Raw genomic sequence first — 19,999 nt, 5'->3', positions numbered from 1 at the left:
AAGATCGTGGCCGCCGCACTCATCCTGCTCCACACCGAACACGACCGCACCACATGATCACCTTCGGTGATCAGAACGTTGCGCGGAATGGCTCATTGAGATCACGATCAGGGCAACGGTACGTGCCAGCGCCGGGAGCGTAACGGCGATCAGAGGGATAGCGAGATTCCAGGGGATGAGGTCCACAGCAAGGTCCCTTTACAAGGATGGCGATCGAGCCGATGGGACCCTTGACGGCTGAGACCACCTCGGCTTGACCGCATGGTTCGGTCACGTGGAGGTCTCTTCCGTCGGCATGAAGCGGTAGGTATGCGGATGATTGGTCAACCGGGACGTGGTCGGCCGTCGGGTTAGGACGCATTTCCGCTGCTTGTTCGCGGGGTTGTCGGCTGAAAGGCCATGCTCGGTGAGCCACTTCCCGTAGAACTCACGGTGCCAACTTCGTCCGGCCAGGTGCCACCGCTGGCACCAACAACCGTGGACGGTGCCAACTTTACGTGGACCGGACACCCCGTGCCGGGCGCGGTCGAGGTGCCGGGCGCTCAACTGAGGTTCCCCCGGTAGCTCAGTGTCCTGGCTTGACCTGCGCCGCCATGCCGGTCGCCACGTCCAGGAGCTGACCGCCGTTGACCCTCGGGTCCCGCCCTATCGGGCACGCGACGGGCACGCCGCACCCCCCTGCCTTCCAAAGATCAAGACACCTGTCGGCTGGCGTCGCTCATTGGCGCTGACCTGCATCGGTTGTCGGCCCCTGACGCTCTACTCCGGCGCTCGTCGGTCGGCTTGGCTGTACAGGTGGCTGTACAGCCGTCAGTCCTCGCGATCGATCCTGGCGTCCTTGCGCCGCTCGCGAAGCCGCCGCAGCCTGCGGAGGTACCGCTTGGATGGACGGCACTCCGCGGCGCTGCCATGATGTGCGCCGTGAAGATCACCTCTGGCCCGAAGCAATTGACGTCGGGTCCATCCGCCCCGGCCGGGCTTGGCCGGCGCCGCGTACAGGCCGCGGCCACTGCGACCGTCGGGCTGATCATGCTGGCCGATGTGCACTTCATGCCGTGGGTGGCGGTACGACCCGGACAGAGCATCGCCGACCGCCTGTTGGGCCTGGCTCCGTCCGCCGAGGTGCGGACGTTCGCATTGACCGACCTGCCGGGTGCCCGATCATCACTGTACGTCGGATGGGCCCTGCTGCTTTCCTTGCTCGTCGTGGCTTGGGTAAGGCCGGAATAGCGCCGTAGCGTACGGGTTGGCGCCGGGGTGCTGAGCCTGGCGCTGACGTTCCTGACCTTCCTACCCGGTGGCGCCGCCATCCGAGCCAGCGGCTTCCGGGAGGCCGACGGACCCAGTACCGACTTCCTCGCCGGCACGTGGCTCGCGCTGGTCGGCATGCTGCTGGTGGCCAGTGCCGTCTCGACCCTGGCGGCGTCACCGAAACCCTCCACACCGCCCGAGCCCACTCCGGTGCGACCGACACCCGCCGCCGAGACCGTGGCTGCCGATTCGACGGCTCCCGCCGACCCGACCCCGATCTTCGTGCCACCCCCTGGCTGGGCGGCCCTCCCCCGCCCCGCAGCGGTCCCCTGGTGGCGTCGGCCCTGGCTGGTGACCGGCGTCGTGGCAGCTTGCGTCGCCGGGGCTGTCCTGGTCGGGGCGGTGGTCTGGCTTGTGGCTCATCCGCCCGCCACCCGGCGCAGCGAACTCGCCGCGCTGGTGGTGGCGCGCCCGGCCGATTCGACTCCCGCTCAACCGGCCGCCGTCGACGACCGGGTCAACGTTCCCCAGATCCTGCCGCCCTGGGGCCCGGATGCCCTGATACTCACCGCGCAGCTGCTCGACGTGCGACACGCCGCCGGCGCGGCGTGGACCCGACCGGACACCGCCTCGGTGACGGTTACCCTGCTCCAATTCGACTCGCGGGAGCAGGCCGACCAGTTCCAGCAGTCCTACGCTGAGTTCGAACGGCGCGCGCGTGGCCCCGGCAGCGAGGAAAATATCCCCGACGTGCCGGGGGCGACCGCCTTCACCGGAGAAGGTCAGGGCCAGGCCGAGGTCGACGCCGTCGCGCACCGGGATGACATCGTCGTGCTCATCAGCGCAGACGGCGGACCGCCGGACACCATCGCAGTCGTCGAGTCCCTGGTCCGCGAGCAATACGACCGACTCTGAGTCGCCCTCGTGCCAAGCCTCTGTCGTTGATTCGCAGCTAACGCGCCAGACGGTGTGCCACCGGTCGTCCACAGGATTAGAAGTAGATCGCGGATGAAAGGAGTCAGCTGAGTGCGTCCGGCAGGCGGTACGGCAGGCCACCCTGAGCGGCTGATGCATAGGCGGCTGTGATCGCATGTGCGATGACGAGTGCGGATCGCGCCAGCTCTGCTTCCATAGCAGCGGAGGTCACCTGGCGGAGTACATCATCGGCGAGTGCGGGTAGCCAGTCGTCGTGGGCGTGGTGACTCCCCGGCGTCTCGGCCAGTCGCCAGGTTCGTCGCCAGGTGGGGCTGTCCTCGACGAGGATGTCGTCGTTCAGAACGACCGTGCCGTGTGTGCCGGTGAGGCTGTAGGTGTTTTTCCGGTGCGGGGCTCGCCATGAGAGCAGGATGTGGGCTTTGATCTTGTCGCTCATGTCGAGCACCAACTCGACGTGATCCTCTACCCCCAGGGTGCTGTATCCCATCGTGCAGCCGACCAGGTGGACATGCATCCCGGTCAGCCATTCGGCAAGGTATACACAGTGCGGACCGTGATCGACAAGGACACCTCCCCCGGAGACTGCGGGGTTGCGGCACCACGACGGGTTCCAGTCCGGAGATCCGCTTGCCGACGTGGGGCGTTCTACTCTCATGTCGAGGCGCTGCAGGGGTCCGATTCGTTCGGGAGTGCCGAGTTTGCGGAGGCGCTGCAGCAGCGGCGAGTGCACGTAGTTGTGGCCGGGGTAGATAATCCTGCGACGTTGCCGGGCAAGCGTGATCAACTTCGCTCCGTTGCCGGGGTCGAGGAAGGTGGGCTTCTCACAGAACACGTGGGTGTCGCGCATGAGCGCCTGCTCGGTGTATGCCTCATGGCTGGTCGGCGGCGTGCAGATCAGCGCCAGGTCGATATCCACGTCGATGTCGTCGAGAGTGGCTGCCACGGCGGCGTGCGGGAAGCGGGAACGTGCGGCGTCGCGCCGTGAGGGCGTGGGGTCGAGGATGGCTACGATCCGGGTCTGAGGCATGGTGTCGTAGCAGCTGGCGTGGGCTTCGCCTGCCCGCCCGTATCCGATCCGGCGCCCCGCCCGAGGAATGCCCCGGGGGTGGACAGCGAGCGGAAGCCACAGGTCATGAGCAACAGCGCGGCCCTGCGTAAATGCCAAGTCAATCCGGACAGGTGCCACGGTGGTGCCAACTACAGCCGGACGGTGCCAGGTGAGGTTCCACCCTGGGACCGGACACCGGGGTTTCATGCCGCGAGGGCGAGGGTTTGACGGTAGCAGGCACGCGCTTCGTGGGGCGTGCGGTGGTTGAGTGTCGAGTGTAGGCGGTTGTGGTTGTAGTAGGTGAGGTAGGCGAAGACATCTCGGCGGGCCTGCTCACGGGTGGCCCATACGCGGGTGCCGATCTCGGCCTTGAGGGTGGCGAAGAACGACTCGGCGACTGCGTTGTCGTAGCAGGAACCGACTCGGCCCATCGGCGGCTGCATGTTGAGGCTGGTCAGGGTGGTGCGGAACTCGGTGGAGGTGTACTGGCGATCCGCGGTCGGAGTGGAAGATCGCCTTCGGGTCGACCAGGCCGCGTCGGTGGGCGAGGGTGACGGCGTCGGAGACCAGTTGCGCGCGCATGTGCCCGGCCATGGCGTGGCCGACGACTTCGCGGGTGTGCAGGTCGATCGTGGTGGCCAGGTAGAGCCAGCCCTCGCCGGTGGGCAGGTAGGTGATGTCACCGACGAACCGCTGCCCGGGGGCGCCAGCGCTGAAGTCCCGCCCGATCAGGTCCGGTGCCGGCGCGGCCGTCTGGTCTTGCTTGGTCAGCGACCGACGTCGCCGGCGGGTGATCCCGACGATGCCGCGTTCCCGCATGATCCGCTCGACTCGCTTGCGGTTGACCCGCCGGCCACGGCGGCGCAGCTCGACCGCCACTCGCGGGGACCCGTATGCGCCGCGGTGCCCGCCGTGGATCGCGGCGATCTCGATGGCGAGTTGGTCCTCGGCCGTGGCGCGCTGCTCGCGGGCCGGCTCGGCGGCCAGCCACTCGTAGAAGCCGGGACGTCGTACCGCCAGGACACGGCACAGCCGCTGCACGCCGTAGACAGCGCGGTGTTCGGAGATGAACCGGTAGCGGAGAGTCATCGACCCATCTCCTTGGCAAAATAGGCCGCTGCCTTGCGGAGAATCTCCTTCTCAACCTCCAGCTCAGCGACCCTCTTACGCAGTCGGCGCAGCTCGTCGCGCTCATCAGCGTCAACCGGGTCGCCGCCCCGCCCGCCCGGCCGGCGGCCTCAGCGGTCTTCGCGGCGTTGACCCAGTTCCGCAGCGTCTCGTGGTTGACGCCGAGCTCCTGACCGACCTCACGCAGTGACCGACCTGACGACCGGACCAGATCAACAGCGTCCCTACGGAACTGCTCGGGGTACTTAGATGGACGTGGCACCAGGCCATCCTTCCCCAGACCACTGTCTGGGCTCAGGGTGTCCGGTCCGCAGGAGGAACCTCAGTTCGGCCTGCCAGCTCGACGGGTGTCAACCATGAGCCGTCGCGGTCTCTGCGGCTCGGATCGGCAGCCTACCGTCTCGTAGCCGACGGCCGCTGCGGCCGTTTGTTGCCGCGACGGTCTCGGCGAGGATGGACAGTGCCGTTTCGGCGAGCGATGCACCACCGAGGTCGAGTCCCGCGGGCCCGACAAGTCGGTCAAGGCCTGGCTGGCTTGCCAGCCGTCCCATCCGTTGGGCATGAGTGGCTCGGCTGCCCAGGGCAGCCACATGTCCCGCATCTCCCGCCAGCGCCGCGCGAATGGCTCGGTCGTCTATCCGCGGATCGTGGCTGAGTGTCACGACAGCGTCTTGAGGTCCGAGCGGGTGCTCAGCCAGCCAGATATCCGGCCAGACACGTTCTACCCGAGCTGTTGGCGGCATCGCACCCGCTGCGACATGGTCAGGCCGAGGGTCCACCACGACTACCGCCCAGTCCAACAGGTGCGCCATGTCTGCCATCACGGCGGCCAGGTCGGTAGCCCCGACGAGGAGAAGTCGCCGACGCGACGGCAACTGGTCGAGATAGGCATCGTCAGCGACGACGTCCTCGGCGATCGAGGTAACGGACCAGCGATACGGCGGTCGCAGCCCGACGCGTACGGTCACCGGCCAATCGTTCGCCAGAGCTTCTGTGATCGCCTCGTGCACCGGGGCGGGTGGTGCGGGTGCGATGAGCACCTCCAGCGTCGCGGTGCAGGCGGGCCGCTCTTCCCAGGGCAGTAGCTGCTCGCCCGGTGACAACGCCAGTATGTGTGGTGGCGCACCGTGCAACACGGACCGCGCCGCTTCGACGACTATCGATTCTATGCAGCCACCGGACACGGAACCTCGCCAGGTGCCGTCCGCGGCGACCGCCATCGTTGAACCCAGTGGCCTCGATCCGGGACCGTTACGGGCCACCAGGCGGGCCAGTACGACCGACTGGCCCGCCCGCCGCTTGGAGTCCACGAATGGCCACACTTCACGCAACACTGACGGCTTCCGGGCGGTCCTGGGCCGCTGCGTGCTCGATGACACGGCTGAGGCTGATCGGCAGTGTTCGGTGGCGGGTGCCGGTGGCGTGCCACACGGCGTTGGCGATTGCCGCAGCGGTGCCGGCATTGCCGATCTCACCGAGACCGTTGAATCCGGATGGATCCTGAGGCTCGTAGTCAGCCACGAAGTCGGCCTCGATGGTGGGTACGTCAGCGTGGGCGGAGATGTGGTAGCCGGCGAAGTCGGCAGTGACGAGGCGGCCCGTGAGCGGATCGCGAACGGACTCCTCGTGCAGCGCCATTGACAGGCCTCCGATCATGCCCCCGATCAGCTGGCTGCGGGCCAGCAGCGGATTGATCACACGGCCTACGGCGAACATGCCGAGCAACCGGCGAACACGCACTTCTCCGGTTGCTGGGTCGACGGTGACCTCGGCGAACACGGCACTGTAGGTATATCGCTCTTCGGCCGGCTGCCAATTGATCAGCGGTGTGGTGTCGACTGATGCGGTGACTGGTCTAGCGGAATCGCCCAGCTTCTCGCGCAGCGCCTTCGCGGTCTCGGTGATGGCAAACGCGCAAGACGTCGTGCCTCGGGATCCGCCGGCTCCCGCGGCCAGGCCGAGGTCGCTGTCGCCGATGTGCATGCGGACCCGCTCGGTGCTCACACCGAGGGCGTCCGCGGCCACGGCGATCAGTGCGGTGCGTGCTCCGGTGCCGATGTCGGTGGCGCCGACCCTGACGGAGAATGTCCCGTCCGTCTCCGCGGTGATCGTCGCAGAGGAGGGGAAGACTCCGGCGATGAACGCGACGGCGGCCACGCCGGTGCCGACGAGGAGGTTGCCCTCCCTGCGGACCCGGGGGCGGGGGTCGCGCTGGGCCCAGCCGAACCGGCGCGCGCCTTCCTGAAGGCATTGGACCAGGCGGCGGGTGCTGAATGGGCGGCCGGACACCGGGCTGACGACGGGCTGGTTGAGCAGCCGCAGCTGCAGGGGATCGATCTGCAGCCGTTCGGCTACCTCGTCGATGGCTGACTCGAATGCAAACGAACCGGGTGACGCGCCGGGTCCACGCATGGAGCACGGAGGCAGAAGGTTGAGGGGTACCGCACTGAGTTCCGTGCGGATCGCCGGTGCCGCGTAGAGGGTTCGGGCCTGCTCGGTGCACCACTCGATGTACTCAGCCAGCGGCGACTGTGCGAACGCGGCGTGGTGGTGGATAGCTCGGAGCCGCCCGTCGGCATCGGCGCCGATTCGGACGCGCTGTTCAGTCGACGGCCGCGACCCGGTTGCCAGGAAGACCTGTCTACGGGTGAGCGCGACCCGTACCGGACGCTGGAGATGCTCGGCGGCCAACGCTGCCAGGATGATCTGTGGCCCACAGATGGTTTTGGCGCCGAAGCCGCCGCCGACGTGCTCGGCGCGGATGTGCACACGTTCCGGGTCGATGAGGAACAGCGAGGCCATCACCTGGGAGATGCTGAAGGGCCCTTGGTTGGAGTCGAGGGCGTAGAGATGGCCGTCCTCCCACCATGCAGTCGCGACATGCGGCTCCATGGCGCTGTGGCTCTCTTCCGGTGTGTGGTAGAGCTCGTCCACCACCATCGCGGACGCCGCGAACTCGGCTTCCAGGTCACCGGTGTCGGCCTCCGGGCCGAACAGGGTGGACGCGGGGCGTGCGGCGGGATGGTTCATGGAGAACTCGATGTCGTGGGGCTCCGCGTCGTAAGTCACCCGCAATGCCGCCGCTGCGGCACGTGCTTGCTCGGGTGTCTCCGCCACCACGAGCGCGATGGGACGGCCGGCGTATTCAATCACCTCGTCCTGCAGCAGCGGGAGGCTGCGGTCGGGGCCGAAGTGGTGGGCGATGTCGGGGTTGAGGCGCCGCGCGTTGCGGTGGTCCAGTACTCCCAGGACTCCCGGCTGGGCGAGAGCATCCGTGGCGTCGATGTCCCGGATTCGGCCGCGTGACACCGCGGCCGTGACCATCCAGCCGTGGGCAAGGTTAGGCATCGGCAGGTCCGCGACGTAGTGGGCGGAGCCGGTGACTTTGAGGCGGCCTTCGATCCGGGGTCGCGATTCGCCTACGGCACCGATGATCTCGTCGGGGTTCATCCGTTGCCCTCCTTTCCGGCGTCTGCGGCGAGTTCGGTCAAAACCGCTTCGATCAGGTTGCGGGCGAGCGTCACTTTGTATGCGTTGTCGCGCAGCGGCTCGGCGGCGGCGATCTCCACGTCGGCGGCAGCGCTGATTCGCTCGGCTGTGGCCGGCCCGCCGCGCAGCGCGGACTCGGCCAGTCGCGCCCGCCACGGCCGTGATGCCACGCCGCCGAGTGCGAGCCGCACGTCCTGCACCAGGCCGTGCTGGACGTCGAGTGCTGCTGCCACAGAAACGGTGGCGAACGCGTACGACGCGCGCTCCCGGACCTTGCGGTAGCGCGACTTTCTGGCGACCGCGGTCGGCGGTATCACGACTGCCGTGATCAGGGCTCCGTCGGGCAGGGCGGTCTCCCGGTCCGGGCGGTTACCGACGGGGAGATAGAACTCCGACAGCGGGATCTCTCTAGTGCCGTCGAGGGTCTCGTATCGCACCACGGCGTCGAAGGCGCTCAGCGGCACCGCCATGTCCGAGGGGTGGGTAGCCACGCAATGCTCCGTCCAGTCGAGGATCGCGTGGTTGTGGTGGGCCCCGTTGATTGCGGAGCATCCGCTGCCGGGAACCCGCTTGTTGCATGCCTCCGACGGATCGGCGAAGTAGGCGCAGCGGGTGCGTTGCAGGAGGTTTCCCCCGACGGTTGCCATGTTGCGCAGCTGGCCCGAGGCCCCTGCCAGGATTGCCTGGCTCAATGCCGGGTATCGGAGCCGCACCTGTGCGTCGGCGGCGACGGCGCTGTTGGTGGCCGTCGCCCCGAGCACCAGGCCGCCGTCTGGCGTTTCGCCGATCTCGCCCAACGCGAGGCTTCGTATGTCCACCAGGCGGGCGGGTGATTCGACTCCGGCTTTCATGAGGTCGACGAGATTGGTGCCGCCCGCGAGGAACCGCGCCCCGTCGTGCTGGGCTACGAGGTTCAAGGCATCGCGGATCTGTGTCGTCCGTTGATAGGCGAAAGCTCTCATCCGGCCACCGCCTCGCGGGCGGAGGCCTCGAGGATCGCACGCACGATCGACGGGTATGCGCTGCAGCGGCACAGGTTGCCGCTCATCCGCTCGCGTATTTCCTCTTCGGTCAGTTCCCCTGCCCGATGCGGTGAGCCGTCGCGGGTGACTGCGCTGGGCCAGCCTGCTGCATGCTCGGCGAGCATTCCGACCGCGGAGCAGATCTGTCCTGGGGTGCAGAATCCGCACTGAAATCCGTCGAGGCGGATAAAGGCCTCCTGGATCGGGCGCAGCTCACCGTCGCCGGCCAGGCCTTCGATGGTCGTGACAGCAGCGCCGTCGGCGGCGACAGCGAGGGTGAGGCAGGAGACCAGTCGCTGTCCATTGACCAGGACGGTACATGCGCCGCACTGGCCATGATCACAGCCCTTCTTCGCACCAGTGAAATTCAGGTCGTCCCGCAGCGCATCGAGGAGTGTTCTGCGGTTGTCCACCGCCAATCGGTAAGTCTCGTCGTTGACTCGTAGTTCGATCTCACTACGCGTGTTATCGGTCATCGCGATCCTCTCACCACCTTGCTCGAAGCCCACAGGATGGGACCGAATGGCTAACCGCCGGATCTGAATATCCTCATATCTGACGCGCTCCGGTGCGCAGCGAAGACGGGGCTGCGCGGCCGGGGGCCATTTGACAGACGCCATAGACGCTACGTCAGTTCATCGAATCCCTCTTGCACAGAAGTCTTGGACTTCTGCCTGATCCTGCGCGGTTTCTTCGGTGCCCGTGCCGGCATTGGCTCACCGTTCCCGCCACAGCAGGCCGGCGTTGCGACTCGGCGTCGGCCGGGCGCTAGCGGCCCGTGGTGGGCGGCCAGCGTTGACGTGTTCGCGATCTCCGCGGCGTCGTATGGCACGGCGGCGCCGTGACTGGCCATCGGGAGCTCCGAAGCCGTCCGCAGCTGAGGCTGGCCACGTCTCGGCCGGCTGACGCTGATGGTGCAAACGAGAGACGGTCCGGTGGACCGGCGGCGACTATGCCTGCCGGTGAAGGGGTTGGGGAAGCGGGCCGGCGCGCAACGCGTCGAGCAACGTGGCGGTGGTCGACGTCCAGCCGGCGGGTCTCGCCGTTGGCCCGAGCTTTTCCTGAATTCGTGGGCAGCGCATCATTTCGGGCGACAGAACAGGTGGGCAGAATCGTGCAGACTGTGGTGGTGATCCCGCCTCACCCCCAGGCCCTCGCGATGTCACGGGTCTTCTCGTCGCGGCCCTGCTGCCCAACGGCGCGAAGTGGCCCGCCGCCGCAACGGCGCCCTGATCTCGCGTCCCCGCGCGCCCGGCTTGGGCGTAGATCATGCGGCGGGTCGAGATGAGTTCTCTCGACGCTGCGGCAGACCGCGTCGCCGGCCTGGTCCTAGCCGCCGGGGCAGGGCGCCGCTACGGCGGCCCCAAGGCACCTGTGTTTCTCGGGCAGGCACTCCGCGTGCTTCGGGACGGCGGCTGCGACCCGATCATCGCGGTCCTCGGTGCCGGAGCCCGCCAGACCCGGGCTGCCGTGGATCTTGAAGGTGTCCAGGTGGTCGAGAATCCGGGCTGGGCCGAGGGTATGGCCTCATCGTTACGGCTCGGTATGACCACAGCTGCCCGCATACAGAGGGTCTCGGCCGTGTGCGTGCATCTTGTGGACATGCCCGGGGTTTCTGCGACGGCGGTGGCCCGACTGCTGGCGCAGGCACACCCGGGCTGCCTGACTCGCGCCTGCTACGACGGCGAGCCGGGCCATCCGGTGGTACTGGGCCGTGACCACTGGGCTGAGATCGCCGCGACCGTGCGTGGCGACCAGGGCGCGCGCGTATACCTACGCCGGCACGCCGCCCACGTGACCGCGATCGAATGCGGCGACGTGGCCGCCGGATACGACGTCGACGAACGGTGACTGGGCCGCAAGGCTCGTCCACGCGTCGCTCCCCCATGCCAAGGGCTACGTCCGGTGCCGTCGATGGACGTCACCGACGCCCACGGACGGTTCCTCGTCAATGTCGCCAGCCCCGATGCGCTGACGCTGCCGTGGGCACTCATCTGCCTGCCGGGTTGGCCAGGTCTGCCGCAGGCCATCGCTGGTTAGGAGCCACTCAGCCAGCAGCGCCGCCACCATCGTCCCGGCGACCATGCTGAGGACCGCCAGCGGCGAGAGCGTCGCCAACAGGGGCACGGCCGCCAGCAGGATCACGGGCGCACACAATCTTGACCAGCGCCAGCCGCCGATGACTCTGCTGGCGAACAGGGCGGTGCTGACGAGGTAGCCGGCCACACCACCGGTGAGCGTTCCAGAGCCCAGCAGGCCGAACGCGTCCCCCTGTCCGATGTGGACCATGGCGGACTCAACTCCGACAGCGGCGAGGACGATACCGGCGATGATCGGAAAGTGCAGGTAGGTGTATCCGTCGCGGGCGGTCGTCGCGCGTCGCCGGCCCCGTTGGCGGGCGAGCGCAAGTCCGGCAGTGCGGGCGAGGCGGGCGAAATACGCCCACCACATGGCGACCGCGATCAGGACCGCAAGGATCACCCCAGCGAGGATGGGCAGGCTGATAGGTCCGATGGTGGCACCGAATCCGAGAGCGGTGATTGATTCGCCCAGAGCGAGCATGACGACCAGCCCATGGCGCTCGGCGAAGTGCGCGGCCGAGTTGATGCGTCCCTGTAGGCCCCGGGTCGTGGCAAAGGCGACGGCCGGTTCGATGGCGGCCGCGGCGGACCCACACCACACCTGCGCCGGCGAGCCGAGCAGAGCGCCGGCCGTGAGCAGGATGCCGGAGGGCAGCATGGATGCCAGCACCGTCAGCACGACTTCACGCCGGGCTCGTTCGTCGCCGACGGCTGCCAGAAAGTACACCGCGCCATGGGTACACCGGGCGACCAGGTAGGCGCACACGAACACCATCGGCCCGAACAGCCCTCCGTCGCGGTCGTGATAGGCCTCGGGCACGGCCAGTCCGACAGCGAAGACGGCCATCGTTGCGACGATCATCGCGATGCGGACCAGGCCTTCGTCCGCGCGGGCCTGATTGGCCAGCCAGCTGTACGCCGTCCAGGACCACCACAGCAGCCCGAGGACGGCCAGCCCTTGCAGGATGCCGGTGGCGTCGTGGTGCTCAATCATGAGCATGCTCACCTGGATGAAAGCGAAGACGTATGCGAGGTCGAAGAACAGCTCCAGCGTCGTGACCCGGTCGCCTTCGGTGCTCATGACGACATGTCTGCCGCGGCGCCGGGCCTTAGCGTCGTCAGAAGTGAAAGCATGGGTACGCATGGTGTCCCCATCGTTTGGTAGTGCGAGAGCGACGGGGCCGCGCGAGGTTGCCGCGCGGCCTGCGCTCAGCGGTTCGGTGGTCGGGTAATCTGCGATGTCCGTGTGGGCCGGCGCCACGACAGGTGCGGAGCCATCCCGGTCGTTGTCCCTCGGCGCGCTGGTATGTGCGGCCTGCGGCAGACGTAGACGAACGCGGGTGGCATGTTGGCCCACACCGTCTGGCCGCGTACCACTTCCTCGAACCGTTCGCCGAGGCTGCGTCGGAGCCGCCGGGCTGGCGGCATCCAGCGCGTGTGGGTGTACGCGAAGGTGGTGAAGGCTCCGTACGGGGCGAGGACTGCGGTGACCGCGGTGAGCAGGTCGTCCTGTCGTCCTGGTGTGAAGGCCGCCCACGGGAGCCCGCTGACGATGACGTCGGCGTGGTCGAGCCCGCGTACCGTCAGTATCTCGCGCAGCTTGCGGGCGTCGGCGATGGCGAGGTCGACGCCCGGGAAGCGCGCAGCGAGCAGGTCCGCGAACCGTTCATTGATCTCGATGGCCAGGTGGTGGCCTCGGCCGGCCAGCCGCCGCTGGATGGCCTGCGTGAACGCTCCGGTGCCGGGGCCAAGCTCCACCACGACGGGGTCGCCGGTGAGTGGAACCGGTGCGACGACCGCGTCGGCGAGTGCCTGGCTGCTCGGCGCGACCGACGCGACTGTGAGCGGATCGCGGATGAACTCACGTAGGAACTGGCCGCGGTATTCGACGGTCATCGCTTGCCCCCGCGTTCGGCGGACATGCCGTCCAATGTGCGGATCAACCATTCGGTGCGGGCCCGCCGAGCGATCGCACCGATGCGCGTCTGTGGGAACAGCGCGTCGAACCCGTGGACGCCGCCCGCCCAAACGTGCAGCTCGGCCTGGCCGCCGGCAGCCCAGATCCGGCTGGCGTAGTCGACGTCTTCGTCGCGGAAGACCTCAGCGGTTCCGGCGTCGATGTAGGTGGTTGGCAGGTTGGACAGATCCTCGGCGAGCGCCGGCGAGATGTACGCGGAAACGCTGGCGGGCAGTTCGGCGAGGACCGACCGCCACGCGAACTCGTTTGTCTGCCCGGTCCAGACGCCGGGTACGCCGGTGAACTGGCGGCTGGAGGTTGTGTTGTTGCGGTGGTCGAGCATCGGGCAGATCAAGATCTGCGCGGCGATCGGGACGGTGTCCCGGTCACGGGCCAGCAGGGTGACCCCGGCTGCCAGGCCGCCGCCGGCACTGGCGCCGGCGACGATGATGCGGCTCGGATCGACGCCGAGCGCGTCGGCGTGCTTGGCCGTCCACAACAGGCCTCGGTAGCAGTCCTCGACCAGCGTCGGGCCGTGAGCCTCGGGAGCCAGTCGGTACTCTACGGTGACGATCACGGCGCCGAACCGGTCGAGCCATTCCAGCGGGATGTCGATGTTGGCGAACCGGTCACCCATGATCATGCCGCCGCCGTGGATCCAGTAGATGCATGGCGCGGATGCGGTGCGGTCACCGGTCGGGCGGAAGACCGACAGCGCGATCTCCATGCCGTCGTCAGCGCGGGTGACGAATTCGCCGTGGTCGATGGGGCGGCCGTCCAGCAGTGGCTCGACCGGAGCCGAGGAGTATGGGCGTACCTGCGCGAGGGCGTCGGCGTTCAGGATGGATGTCAGCGGCATCTCGGCGAGCAGCGCCGCCAGTTCGGGATCGACGCCGGGACGCGATGTGGTGGTGATCATGATAGTTCGTCCTCTCAGAAGGCGGCCTTGCCACCGACGGGGATCTCGTCGGTGTAGGCCGACTCGGCGGCCAGCAGTGCCTGGAGCCGGGCGACCAGGGTCTGCGCTGGCTCACTGGTGAAGAAGCCGCTGTGTGCCTCTGGGCTGGTCCAGCCCTCCGTGACGAAGATCGTGTCCGGGTCGGCCGCGGACCGGCCGACCAGGAACACGACGCAGTCGTCGTTGGCCAGCGACGGCGCGTGGAGCAGGAGGTCGATGACCTCGTCACCCTTGCCGGGCTTGGCGGTCATCGTGGCGTGGAAGCCGTGTCCGATGTTCATGGTGTGTGCCCCTTGATGGGTCGTGCTCGTTCAGGACGAGAACAATCTCGTCGCAGCGACAGGGGTGGCACATCTGTCATACGACCTCAAGGTCATCGCCTGGCTGTGGCCGGTTACCTAGCCGTCGATGACGTAATGGCACGCGCAGCCCTTCTGGGCAAAGCCCGCACGGGACCGGTGACGCGGCCGCCGGAGCACGTCTCAGCGGCGATCGTTAGGTCGATTGACAGATGTGCCTCGGCGGGCGGCTGACCGACCATGGGTGTATGTCAGGACAACCGGGGTTGGGCAGACGCGAGGTACGCGACCGTGCGGTGTGGGACCCGGACGACGGGCCGATCACGCCATCGAACCGGGCCGACCTGAGCGCGTTGGCGCGTCTGCTCAACGTCTTGCTGTCGAGCGTGATCGTGTCGTCGCTGCAGTACGAACACCACGCCCTGTTGGTGCGGGGCCTGTCGGCGCAGCCGGTCGCCGACTATCTGTTCACCTGCGCCGACGACGACCGAGCCGAGGCCCGTGCGCTGGCAGCCCGCATCCGCGACCTCGGGTTCGCCGCCGACCACGATCCACGGCACCTTGCCGGACGGTCGCGGATCAGCTTTCAGAGCTTCGCCGCCGGCGACCTCACCGGGATCGTGGCGCAGAATCTCGTGGCGGCTCGAATCCTCGTCCAGACCCTGCAGGAGGCCGTGCGTTGGGTGGGCGATGCGGACCCGACCACGCGCCTGCTGGAACGGCTGCTCGGAGCGAAGGAGGCGCAGGCTTGCGTGCTCGCACCAGAGTCTGCTCCGGACCGTCCGGTCGAGCAGATCACTGGGGATCAGGAGGTGACGAGAGGGCATCCCTGAGACCGGCCCGGGTCGTCACACCGAGCTTGGGAAAGATCCGATACAGGTGCGCGCCGACGGTGCGGTGCGAGAGGAACAGACGGTGGGCGATCTCCTTGTTGGTCAGGCCGCTGGCGGCCAGCTGAGCGATCTGCGCCTCCTGCGCTGTCAATACGGCCGTGCCGGGGGCGCGAGCGTCGGCCAGCGGGTACTTCGCGGCGCGCAGCTCGCCGTGTGCGCGGTCAAGCCACGGCACGGCTGCCATCGCGGCGAACCCGTCACGCGCGACGAGCAAGTGGACGCGGGCCTGCGTGACGTGTCCGGTTCGCCGGAGCTTCTCGCCATACGCCAGCCGTACGCGGGACGCGTCGAACAGCCACCGGTCGACAGCGGTGTCGCCGAGTAGCTGTTCAAGCCTCTCCGCGGGCTCGGGGTCGTCGGAGACCAGGGCCTCGGCACCCGCTTGGATCAGCGCCATCCGGCTGGACAGCCGCGACAGTCCGGCCGTGCGCATCGCTTCGACGTGTGCCCGCGCTTCCACCGTCCGCCCGGTCCGCACAGCCGCCTCGATCAGGTCGAATGCAACCCATGTGCAGTGGGGCACAAACGGGGCGAAGGTTCCCGGCGGGCTCATGGCGGCGGCGTGGACATATGCGGCGTCGAAGTCTCCGGCTGCGGCAGCGGCGAGGGTACGCGGATGGTGGGCGAACAGGGCTGCAGCCGATACCCCACGAGGATGCGCCCAGTTGGTGATCTCGTCGGCCAGCTTGTACGCCTCGTCGGCCTGGCCTCGGCCGGCGGCCACGATCGCCCTGTTGTACCAGAAATACCACGAAAAGAACGGGAAGCCGCCGGTGTCGCAGATCCGCTGGCCCTCCCATGCCAGCTCTTGCGCTTCGTCCCATCGGCCGATGAGGAAGTCGTCCAGGCACAGGTGCATCAACGCACCAATGTGCCGGCGAGCCGCCGCTCCGTCGCGTCCCTGATGCACAAGCCGCCACGACCCTTCGCGGACGTCACCGAGCCGGTCCAGATACACCGAGGCGGTGCCGATCCGCATGACACGTGTGGGGTCGGTCTCCTCGGCGAGGGCGCCCAAAATCGTTTCCGCGTCGGCGAGGGCGGACACGCCGGTGCGTACAGGGTCGGGAAAGGTCTTGCTGGCCAGGGCGAGGATCTGCGGCGGTTTTGGCCGCAGCCGCCGCAGCGCGCGCAAGAACGGCTCCCAGTACTGTGGTGCGCTGCCGTACCAGCTCACCAGCAGCAGGGTGTGCATTGCCTCGATCAACGCTGGATCGTCGGCGCGGTACCCGTGATCGCCGGCCTCGATGGCGCCGACGAGCAGACGATGCGCAGTGTGCACATCACCCTCGCCGTCGAGCATCAGGAACGCGGCGGCGTTGGCCGCGTGCAGCGACCCAGTCGAGTCCGGCACCGCCCGGCGGGCATCGGCCAGCAGTGTGCGGGCGTCCGCGGTCGTTCCGCCCGCCTCCGCGCCGATGTAGGCGGCCTCGGCAAGCCGCCGGCCCCGGTCGGCGCTGGTCACGCTCAGTTCAGCGGCGCGTACCAGGGATATGATCGCTGCGACCGCATCGCCGCGCAGCATGACACGGTGTGCGGCGGTTTCGAGCAGTTGCGCGACGGCCTCATCCGGAGCCACCGCGGCTGCGGCCAGATGCCACGCCCGGCGCTCCTCGTCGTCGACCAACACCTTGGCCAGGGCGACGTGCGCGGTACGCCGCTCCTCGTGCGTTGACATTGCCACGATCGCTGATCGGATGAGCGGATGCCGGAATGCGATCTGGGCGATCGCGTCGTCCACATGCACCAGCTGCGTCCGCTCAGCGGGAGCCAGGTCGGCCAACCCGCCCCGGTCGGCGCATGCGGCATGTAGCACCCGCACGTCACCAGTGCCCTCATATGCGGCCAGTAGCAGCAGCCGGCGGGTCGGCTCCGGTAGTTCCGCAATGCGCGCGGCGAACAACGCCTGCAGCTGGTCGTTGAGCGGAACAACCTCGGGCTGAGCCGCCACTCGCTGGACGGCACCTGACAACGTGGACGGCAACTCCATCAATGCCAGCGGATTGCCTTGGGCGAGATCCAGCAGCCGCCGACGGATACGCGACGGCAATTGGGGAAAGGTGTCGTCCACCAATTGCTCTGCGGCGGCCTGGTCCAACGGGGCCACCACGACCTCGGCCAGCCCGCGCCGGTCGAGGTAACTGGCCGCACCTGTTCGCGTCGACATCAGCAGACCGGCTCGGCAGCCTGCCAGACGACGAGCCACGAAGCCGAGAACGACAGCGCTGGCCCGATCGATCCAATGAACGTCGTCGACCAGAAGCACCACCGGCGCCTCGGCGGCAAGGCTTTGCACGAGCAGAAGGGTGGCGTTGCAGGCCAACAGGGCGTCCGGTGCCGTACCGGCCCCGAATCCCAGTGCCACCTCCAACGCTTCCCGGGGGCCGGTGGGAAGCCGTGAGATGTCACCCGGAACGGAAAGCAGCAACTGGTTGAGGGCCGAGTAGCTGACATCGGCCTCGAACTCGGAGCCCGAGGCCTGCAGCACCTGCATGCCCTCTGCGAGGGCACGTTCCGCCGCAGCGGCCATGAGCGAGGACTTGCCCACACCGGGCTCACCTGTCAGCAGCCGTGCGGCGCCTCCGCGCCCCGCCTGGCCCAGAAATGTCGAAAGCTGCTCTAGTTCAGCATCTCGACCGTAAAGCCCGATATCACCCACATGCACCTCACGTTGCCTGCTCCTCAGACAACACGATCAAGCATGCGAGTGGAAGCGACATTCCTCTCGCATTCTTGCCTAATCCTCCCGGGTTCCCCGCACGGTGGCAGGCGGTGCCGCGATGAACCGCCCCAGCAGGGTTCGGGGCGGTTGATCAGTGAGCTGGCGCGGGCTGTCGCAGGCGGATCGCGTCGAGTCTCGGCGGCGCACCGAATTGGCGCCGATACTCGCGGCTGAACTGCGACGGGCTGTCGTAACCCACAAGGCGGCTGATTCCCGCGATGTCCGTGGCGTCGCAGGCGAGCAGGAGCCGTGCCTGATGAAGCCGGATCTGCTTCTGATATTGGATCGGGCTCAGCGAGGTGAGCGCCTGAAAATTGCGGTGGAAAGCCGAGACGCTCATTCCCGCCTGCTGTGCCGCCATCTCTACCCGGAACGGCTCGCGGTAGTTATCGCGCATCCAGCGGACAGCGCGAGTGATGTGGCTCAAAGTGCCGTCAGGTTGCCCGAGCTGCCGGATTATCGGGCCCTGTTCGCTGGTAATCAGCCGCCAGAGAATCTCGCGCTTGATCATCGGCGCCAGCACGGAAATGTCGCGTGGGGTGTCGAGCAGCCGCAACAGCCGTAACACCGCGTCGAGCATGTCGGCGGAGGCCGTGCTGATGGCTAGCCCGGACGGCGCGCCCTCGTCGCTGTCGCACAGGAGGTCGGCTGGTGCTTGCAGCAGCAGGTCAGCGATAGCAATGGGATCGAGCGTCAACCCCACGCCCAGCCCTGGCTTGTCGGGGCTCGCGGCGCTGAAGTGCGCCGTGACCGGCAGATCCACCGAGACGACGAGGTACTGACCTGCCCGGTATTCGTAGATCTGGTCGCCGAGCCCGAAACGCTTCGCCCCTTGGGCGACGAATGCGAAGACTTTCCCATATGTTGTTGGCTTGGGGGGAAACGGCTTGTCGGCTTTGAAGATCAGTACCCCATCTATGGCCGCACGAAGATCGGGCCTGACGTGCCGGGCGATCAGGTCGCGTACCTCGTCAAGGGACATGAGCCGATTGTCCCACTGACCCGGAGTGAAAGAAAAGCCAGTTGATCATGGATCGGATGCGTTGAGCAGTGCGAGGATGAGCAACGATGCCCTGGTCAGCGGTGCCATCGGCCGGCGCCGGGCATCCATATGATCCCAACCCCCACGCCGTCCCATCGGCTGCGAACGATGCCATGCCAGCGCCGAACAGCAGATGGAGACACACGGTGCGGGCCGCCCTGCTCGAGACGCGGGCACGGTGGCGGCGGGTGCCGGTTGTGCCGATCGTCGTGGCGCTCGCCCTGGCACGTGCAGAAGCAGTGCCGCGACCTCGGCAACGGGCGTCAGGCCCTGCCGTTGTAGGTTGGCCCGTAGATGGCCAGTGGCCTCGCGGGTCGCCCGGGTTGCGTGATGTCGGTGGAGGCCGGGCGTCAATCGAACCGCTGCCGCAGCTCCCCGATCGTCGACGCGTTGTCGTGATGTTCGATCGACGTCCACCGCCAGAACCAGAAAGGGTGGATCTCAGATCAACGGCGCATACCACTGGGCGCCGGTCACGCGGATCCGCCTGGACTGCTCGCGGTTCCACTCCACCCGCATGCCGTACTTGCGGAGCACTGGAAAGGCGATCTCGTCCAGTAGCCGTTCCAGGTCGGCCTGATAGCGGGCCTGCTGTTCGGCCTCTGGTAGGGCGGCATAGGCGACCTCGTCGAAGTCCGCTGGCGGATAGGCGCCGTAGCCGAGGTAGACCTCGCCGTCCTCGCTCGCGAGCAGCGACTCCGTGTCCTGCTGGTGGTACCAGAGGTACCCGTGCCAGTGCCGGGAGTCGTCCCGCTCGTCGTGGATCTCAGCGGCCGTGCAGGTGCCACAGCAGCTGAAGTTCTCCCTGGCCAACACGCCGACTTCGTTGAGTTCGTCAAAGGCGCGGGTGAGGTTGCTCCGCACCTCACCCCACTCACGCTGCTGCTCCCGCCGAGCAGCCAATGCCTTTTCGTACGCCGCCCTGAGCTCCTCGTCGGTGGCGCCGTGGCGCTGCTCGTCCTCGTCAAAGAAGTCCACGAACTCGTCGGCGTCGTCCTCGCCCCGCACGACCCAGTCCCAGATTTCGTCCTCAATTTCCCCACGGCCCGGCTCGGCAATCCGCTCGGCCAGAAACCTGACGCCCTCAGCCTCAATCCACCGATGAATGTCGGGTCGGCGGGACCCGGGATATAGAAAGTGCCCTCTGAGCTGGAAGAATAGGAGGTCTGACGC

At 67.7% G+C, this 19,999-nt stretch carries 18 protein-coding genes and 1 pseudogene; 4 read left to right on the top strand and 15 right to left on the bottom strand.

Annotation, left to right across the window (positions count from 1 at the left end; genetic code table 11):
* The first annotated feature begins 921 nt into the window (after positions 1 to 921).
* Together ACIRG9_RS30890 and ACIRG9_RS30885 are read left to right on the top strand one after the other, a co-directional pair.
* The gene (locus tag ACIRG9_RS30890) at positions 922 to 1,230 is read left to right on the top strand and encodes a hypothetical protein (protein WP_402863822.1); all 309 of its coding nucleotides are present in this window, start codon (positions 922 to 924) and stop codon (positions 1,228 to 1,230) included.
* 27 nt (positions 1,231 to 1,257) lie between these two features.
* A complete protein-coding gene (locus ACIRG9_RS30885; RefSeq protein WP_402863819.1) occupies positions 1,258 to 2,166 on the top strand; it encodes a hypothetical protein in 909 nt (302 codons plus the stop codon).
* 103 nt (positions 2,167 to 2,269) lie between these two features.
* On the opposite strand, the gene ACIRG9_RS30880 is transcribed toward ACIRG9_RS30885, so the two are convergent.
* The 8 genes and pseudogenes from ACIRG9_RS30880 to ACIRG9_RS30845 all read right to left on the bottom strand — a co-directional run bounded on the left by ACIRG9_RS30880 (position 2,270) and on the right by ACIRG9_RS30845 (position 9,350).
* Complete coding sequence (locus tag ACIRG9_RS30880) at positions 2,270 to 3,262, bottom strand: Gfo/Idh/MocA family protein (RefSeq protein ID WP_402863837.1); 993 nt, start codon at positions 3,260 to 3,262, stop codon at positions 2,270 to 2,272.
* Between the two features lie 176 nt (positions 3,263 to 3,438).
* On the bottom strand, positions 3,439 to 3,666 hold the full coding sequence (locus ACIRG9_RS30875; RefSeq protein ID WP_402863816.1) for an integrase core domain-containing protein: 228 nt from the start codon (positions 3,664 to 3,666) through the stop codon (positions 3,439 to 3,441).
* Complete coding sequence (locus ACIRG9_RS30870) at positions 3,569 to 4,324, bottom strand: IS3 family transposase (protein WP_402863813.1); 756 nt, start codon at positions 4,322 to 4,324, stop codon at positions 3,569 to 3,571. The genes ACIRG9_RS30875 and ACIRG9_RS30870 overlap by 98 nt, the downstream gene beginning before the upstream one ends.
* Before the next feature lie 160 nt (positions 4,325 to 4,484).
* Positions 4,485 to 4,625: pseudogene (locus ACIRG9_RS30865) on the bottom strand (transposase); the annotation flags it as partial.
* Positions 4,626 to 4,713: 88 nt separating this feature from the next.
* Positions 4,714 to 5,673 carry an XdhC family protein gene (locus tag ACIRG9_RS30860; RefSeq protein WP_402863834.1) on the bottom strand — a complete coding sequence of 320 codons (960 nt, stop codon included), beginning with the start codon at positions 5,671 to 5,673 and terminating at the stop codon, positions 4,714 to 4,716.
* 13 nt (positions 5,674 to 5,686) lie between these two features.
* Complete coding sequence (locus ACIRG9_RS30855) at positions 5,687 to 7,813, bottom strand: xanthine dehydrogenase family protein molybdopterin-binding subunit (RefSeq protein WP_402863810.1); 2,127 nt, start codon at positions 7,811 to 7,813, stop codon at positions 5,687 to 5,689.
* Complete coding sequence (locus ACIRG9_RS30850) at positions 7,810 to 8,814, bottom strand: FAD binding domain-containing protein (RefSeq protein ID WP_402863807.1); 1,005 nt, start codon at positions 8,812 to 8,814, stop codon at positions 7,810 to 7,812. Before ACIRG9_RS30850 ends, ACIRG9_RS30855 begins: the two co-directional genes overlap by 4 nt.
* Complete coding sequence (locus ACIRG9_RS30845; protein ID WP_402863804.1) at positions 8,811 to 9,350, bottom strand: (2Fe-2S)-binding protein; 540 nt, start codon at positions 9,348 to 9,350, stop codon at positions 8,811 to 8,813. The genes ACIRG9_RS30850 and ACIRG9_RS30845 overlap by 4 nt, the downstream gene beginning before the upstream one ends.
* 793 nt (positions 9,351 to 10,143) lie before the next feature.
* Between ACIRG9_RS30845 and ACIRG9_RS30840 the strand changes: the two genes are divergently transcribed.
* Positions 10,144 to 10,725, top strand: coding sequence for an NTP transferase domain-containing protein (locus tag ACIRG9_RS30840; protein WP_402863802.1), 582 nt, complete (start codon positions 10,144 to 10,146; stop codon positions 10,723 to 10,725).
* 45 nt (positions 10,726 to 10,770) lie between these two features.
* On the opposite strand, the gene ACIRG9_RS30835 is transcribed toward ACIRG9_RS30840, so the two are convergent.
* The 4 genes from ACIRG9_RS30835 to ACIRG9_RS30820 form a co-directional block, all read right to left on the bottom strand.
* Positions 10,771 to 12,036: a low temperature requirement protein A gene (locus tag ACIRG9_RS30835; RefSeq protein ID WP_402863799.1), complete on the bottom strand. Its 1,266-nt coding sequence runs from the start codon at positions 12,034 to 12,036 to the stop codon at positions 10,771 to 10,773.
* A gap of 128 nt (positions 12,037 to 12,164) precedes the next feature.
* Positions 12,165 to 12,851: a class I SAM-dependent methyltransferase gene (locus tag ACIRG9_RS30830; RefSeq protein ID WP_402863796.1), complete on the bottom strand. Its 687-nt coding sequence runs from the start codon at positions 12,849 to 12,851 to the stop codon at positions 12,165 to 12,167.
* Positions 12,848 to 13,831, bottom strand: a complete 984-nt coding sequence (locus tag ACIRG9_RS30825) for an alpha/beta hydrolase (protein WP_402863793.1) — start codon at positions 13,829 to 13,831, stop codon at positions 12,848 to 12,850. Before ACIRG9_RS30825 ends, ACIRG9_RS30830 begins: the two co-directional genes overlap by 4 nt.
* A 14-nt stretch (positions 13,832 to 13,845) precedes the next feature.
* Positions 13,846 to 14,151, bottom strand: coding sequence for a putative quinol monooxygenase (locus ACIRG9_RS30820; protein ID WP_402863791.1), 306 nt, complete (start codon positions 14,149 to 14,151; stop codon positions 13,846 to 13,848).
* A gap of 314 nt (positions 14,152 to 14,465) precedes the next feature.
* Between ACIRG9_RS30820 and ACIRG9_RS30815 the strand changes: the two genes are divergently transcribed.
* Complete coding sequence (locus tag ACIRG9_RS30815) at positions 14,466 to 15,002, top strand: ferritin-like domain-containing protein (protein ID WP_402863788.1); 537 nt, start codon at positions 14,466 to 14,468, stop codon at positions 15,000 to 15,002.
* Here ACIRG9_RS30815 and ACIRG9_RS30810 read toward each other — a convergent pair.
* The 3 genes from ACIRG9_RS30810 to ACIRG9_RS30800 form a co-directional block, all read right to left on the bottom strand.
* Entirely contained in the window at positions 14,965 to 17,721 is a 2,757-nt protein-coding gene (locus ACIRG9_RS30810; RefSeq protein WP_402863831.1) for an ATP-binding protein, read from the bottom strand. The two genes, ACIRG9_RS30815 and ACIRG9_RS30810, sit on opposite strands and share 38 nt — an antisense overlap.
* Before the next feature lie 154 nt (positions 17,722 to 17,875).
* The gene (locus ACIRG9_RS30805) at positions 17,876 to 18,766 is read right to left on the bottom strand and encodes an AraC family transcriptional regulator N-terminal domain-containing protein (protein ID WP_402863785.1); all 891 of its coding nucleotides are present in this window, start codon (positions 18,764 to 18,766) and stop codon (positions 17,876 to 17,878) included.
* A 501-nt stretch (positions 18,767 to 19,267) separates the two neighbouring features.
* Positions 19,268 to 19,861, bottom strand: a complete 594-nt coding sequence (locus ACIRG9_RS30800; protein WP_402863828.1) for a DUF6891 domain-containing protein — start codon at positions 19,859 to 19,861, stop codon at positions 19,268 to 19,270.
* Positions 19,862 to 19,999 lie beyond the last annotated feature (138 nt).

This window comes from Micromonospora sp. NPDC093277 (genome assembly GCF_044765245.1).
In the GTDB taxonomy this organism is placed as follows: Bacteria; Actinomycetota; Actinomycetes; order Mycobacteriales; family Micromonosporaceae; genus Micromonospora.
This window is presented reverse-complemented; position numbering and strand designations above follow the sequence as displayed.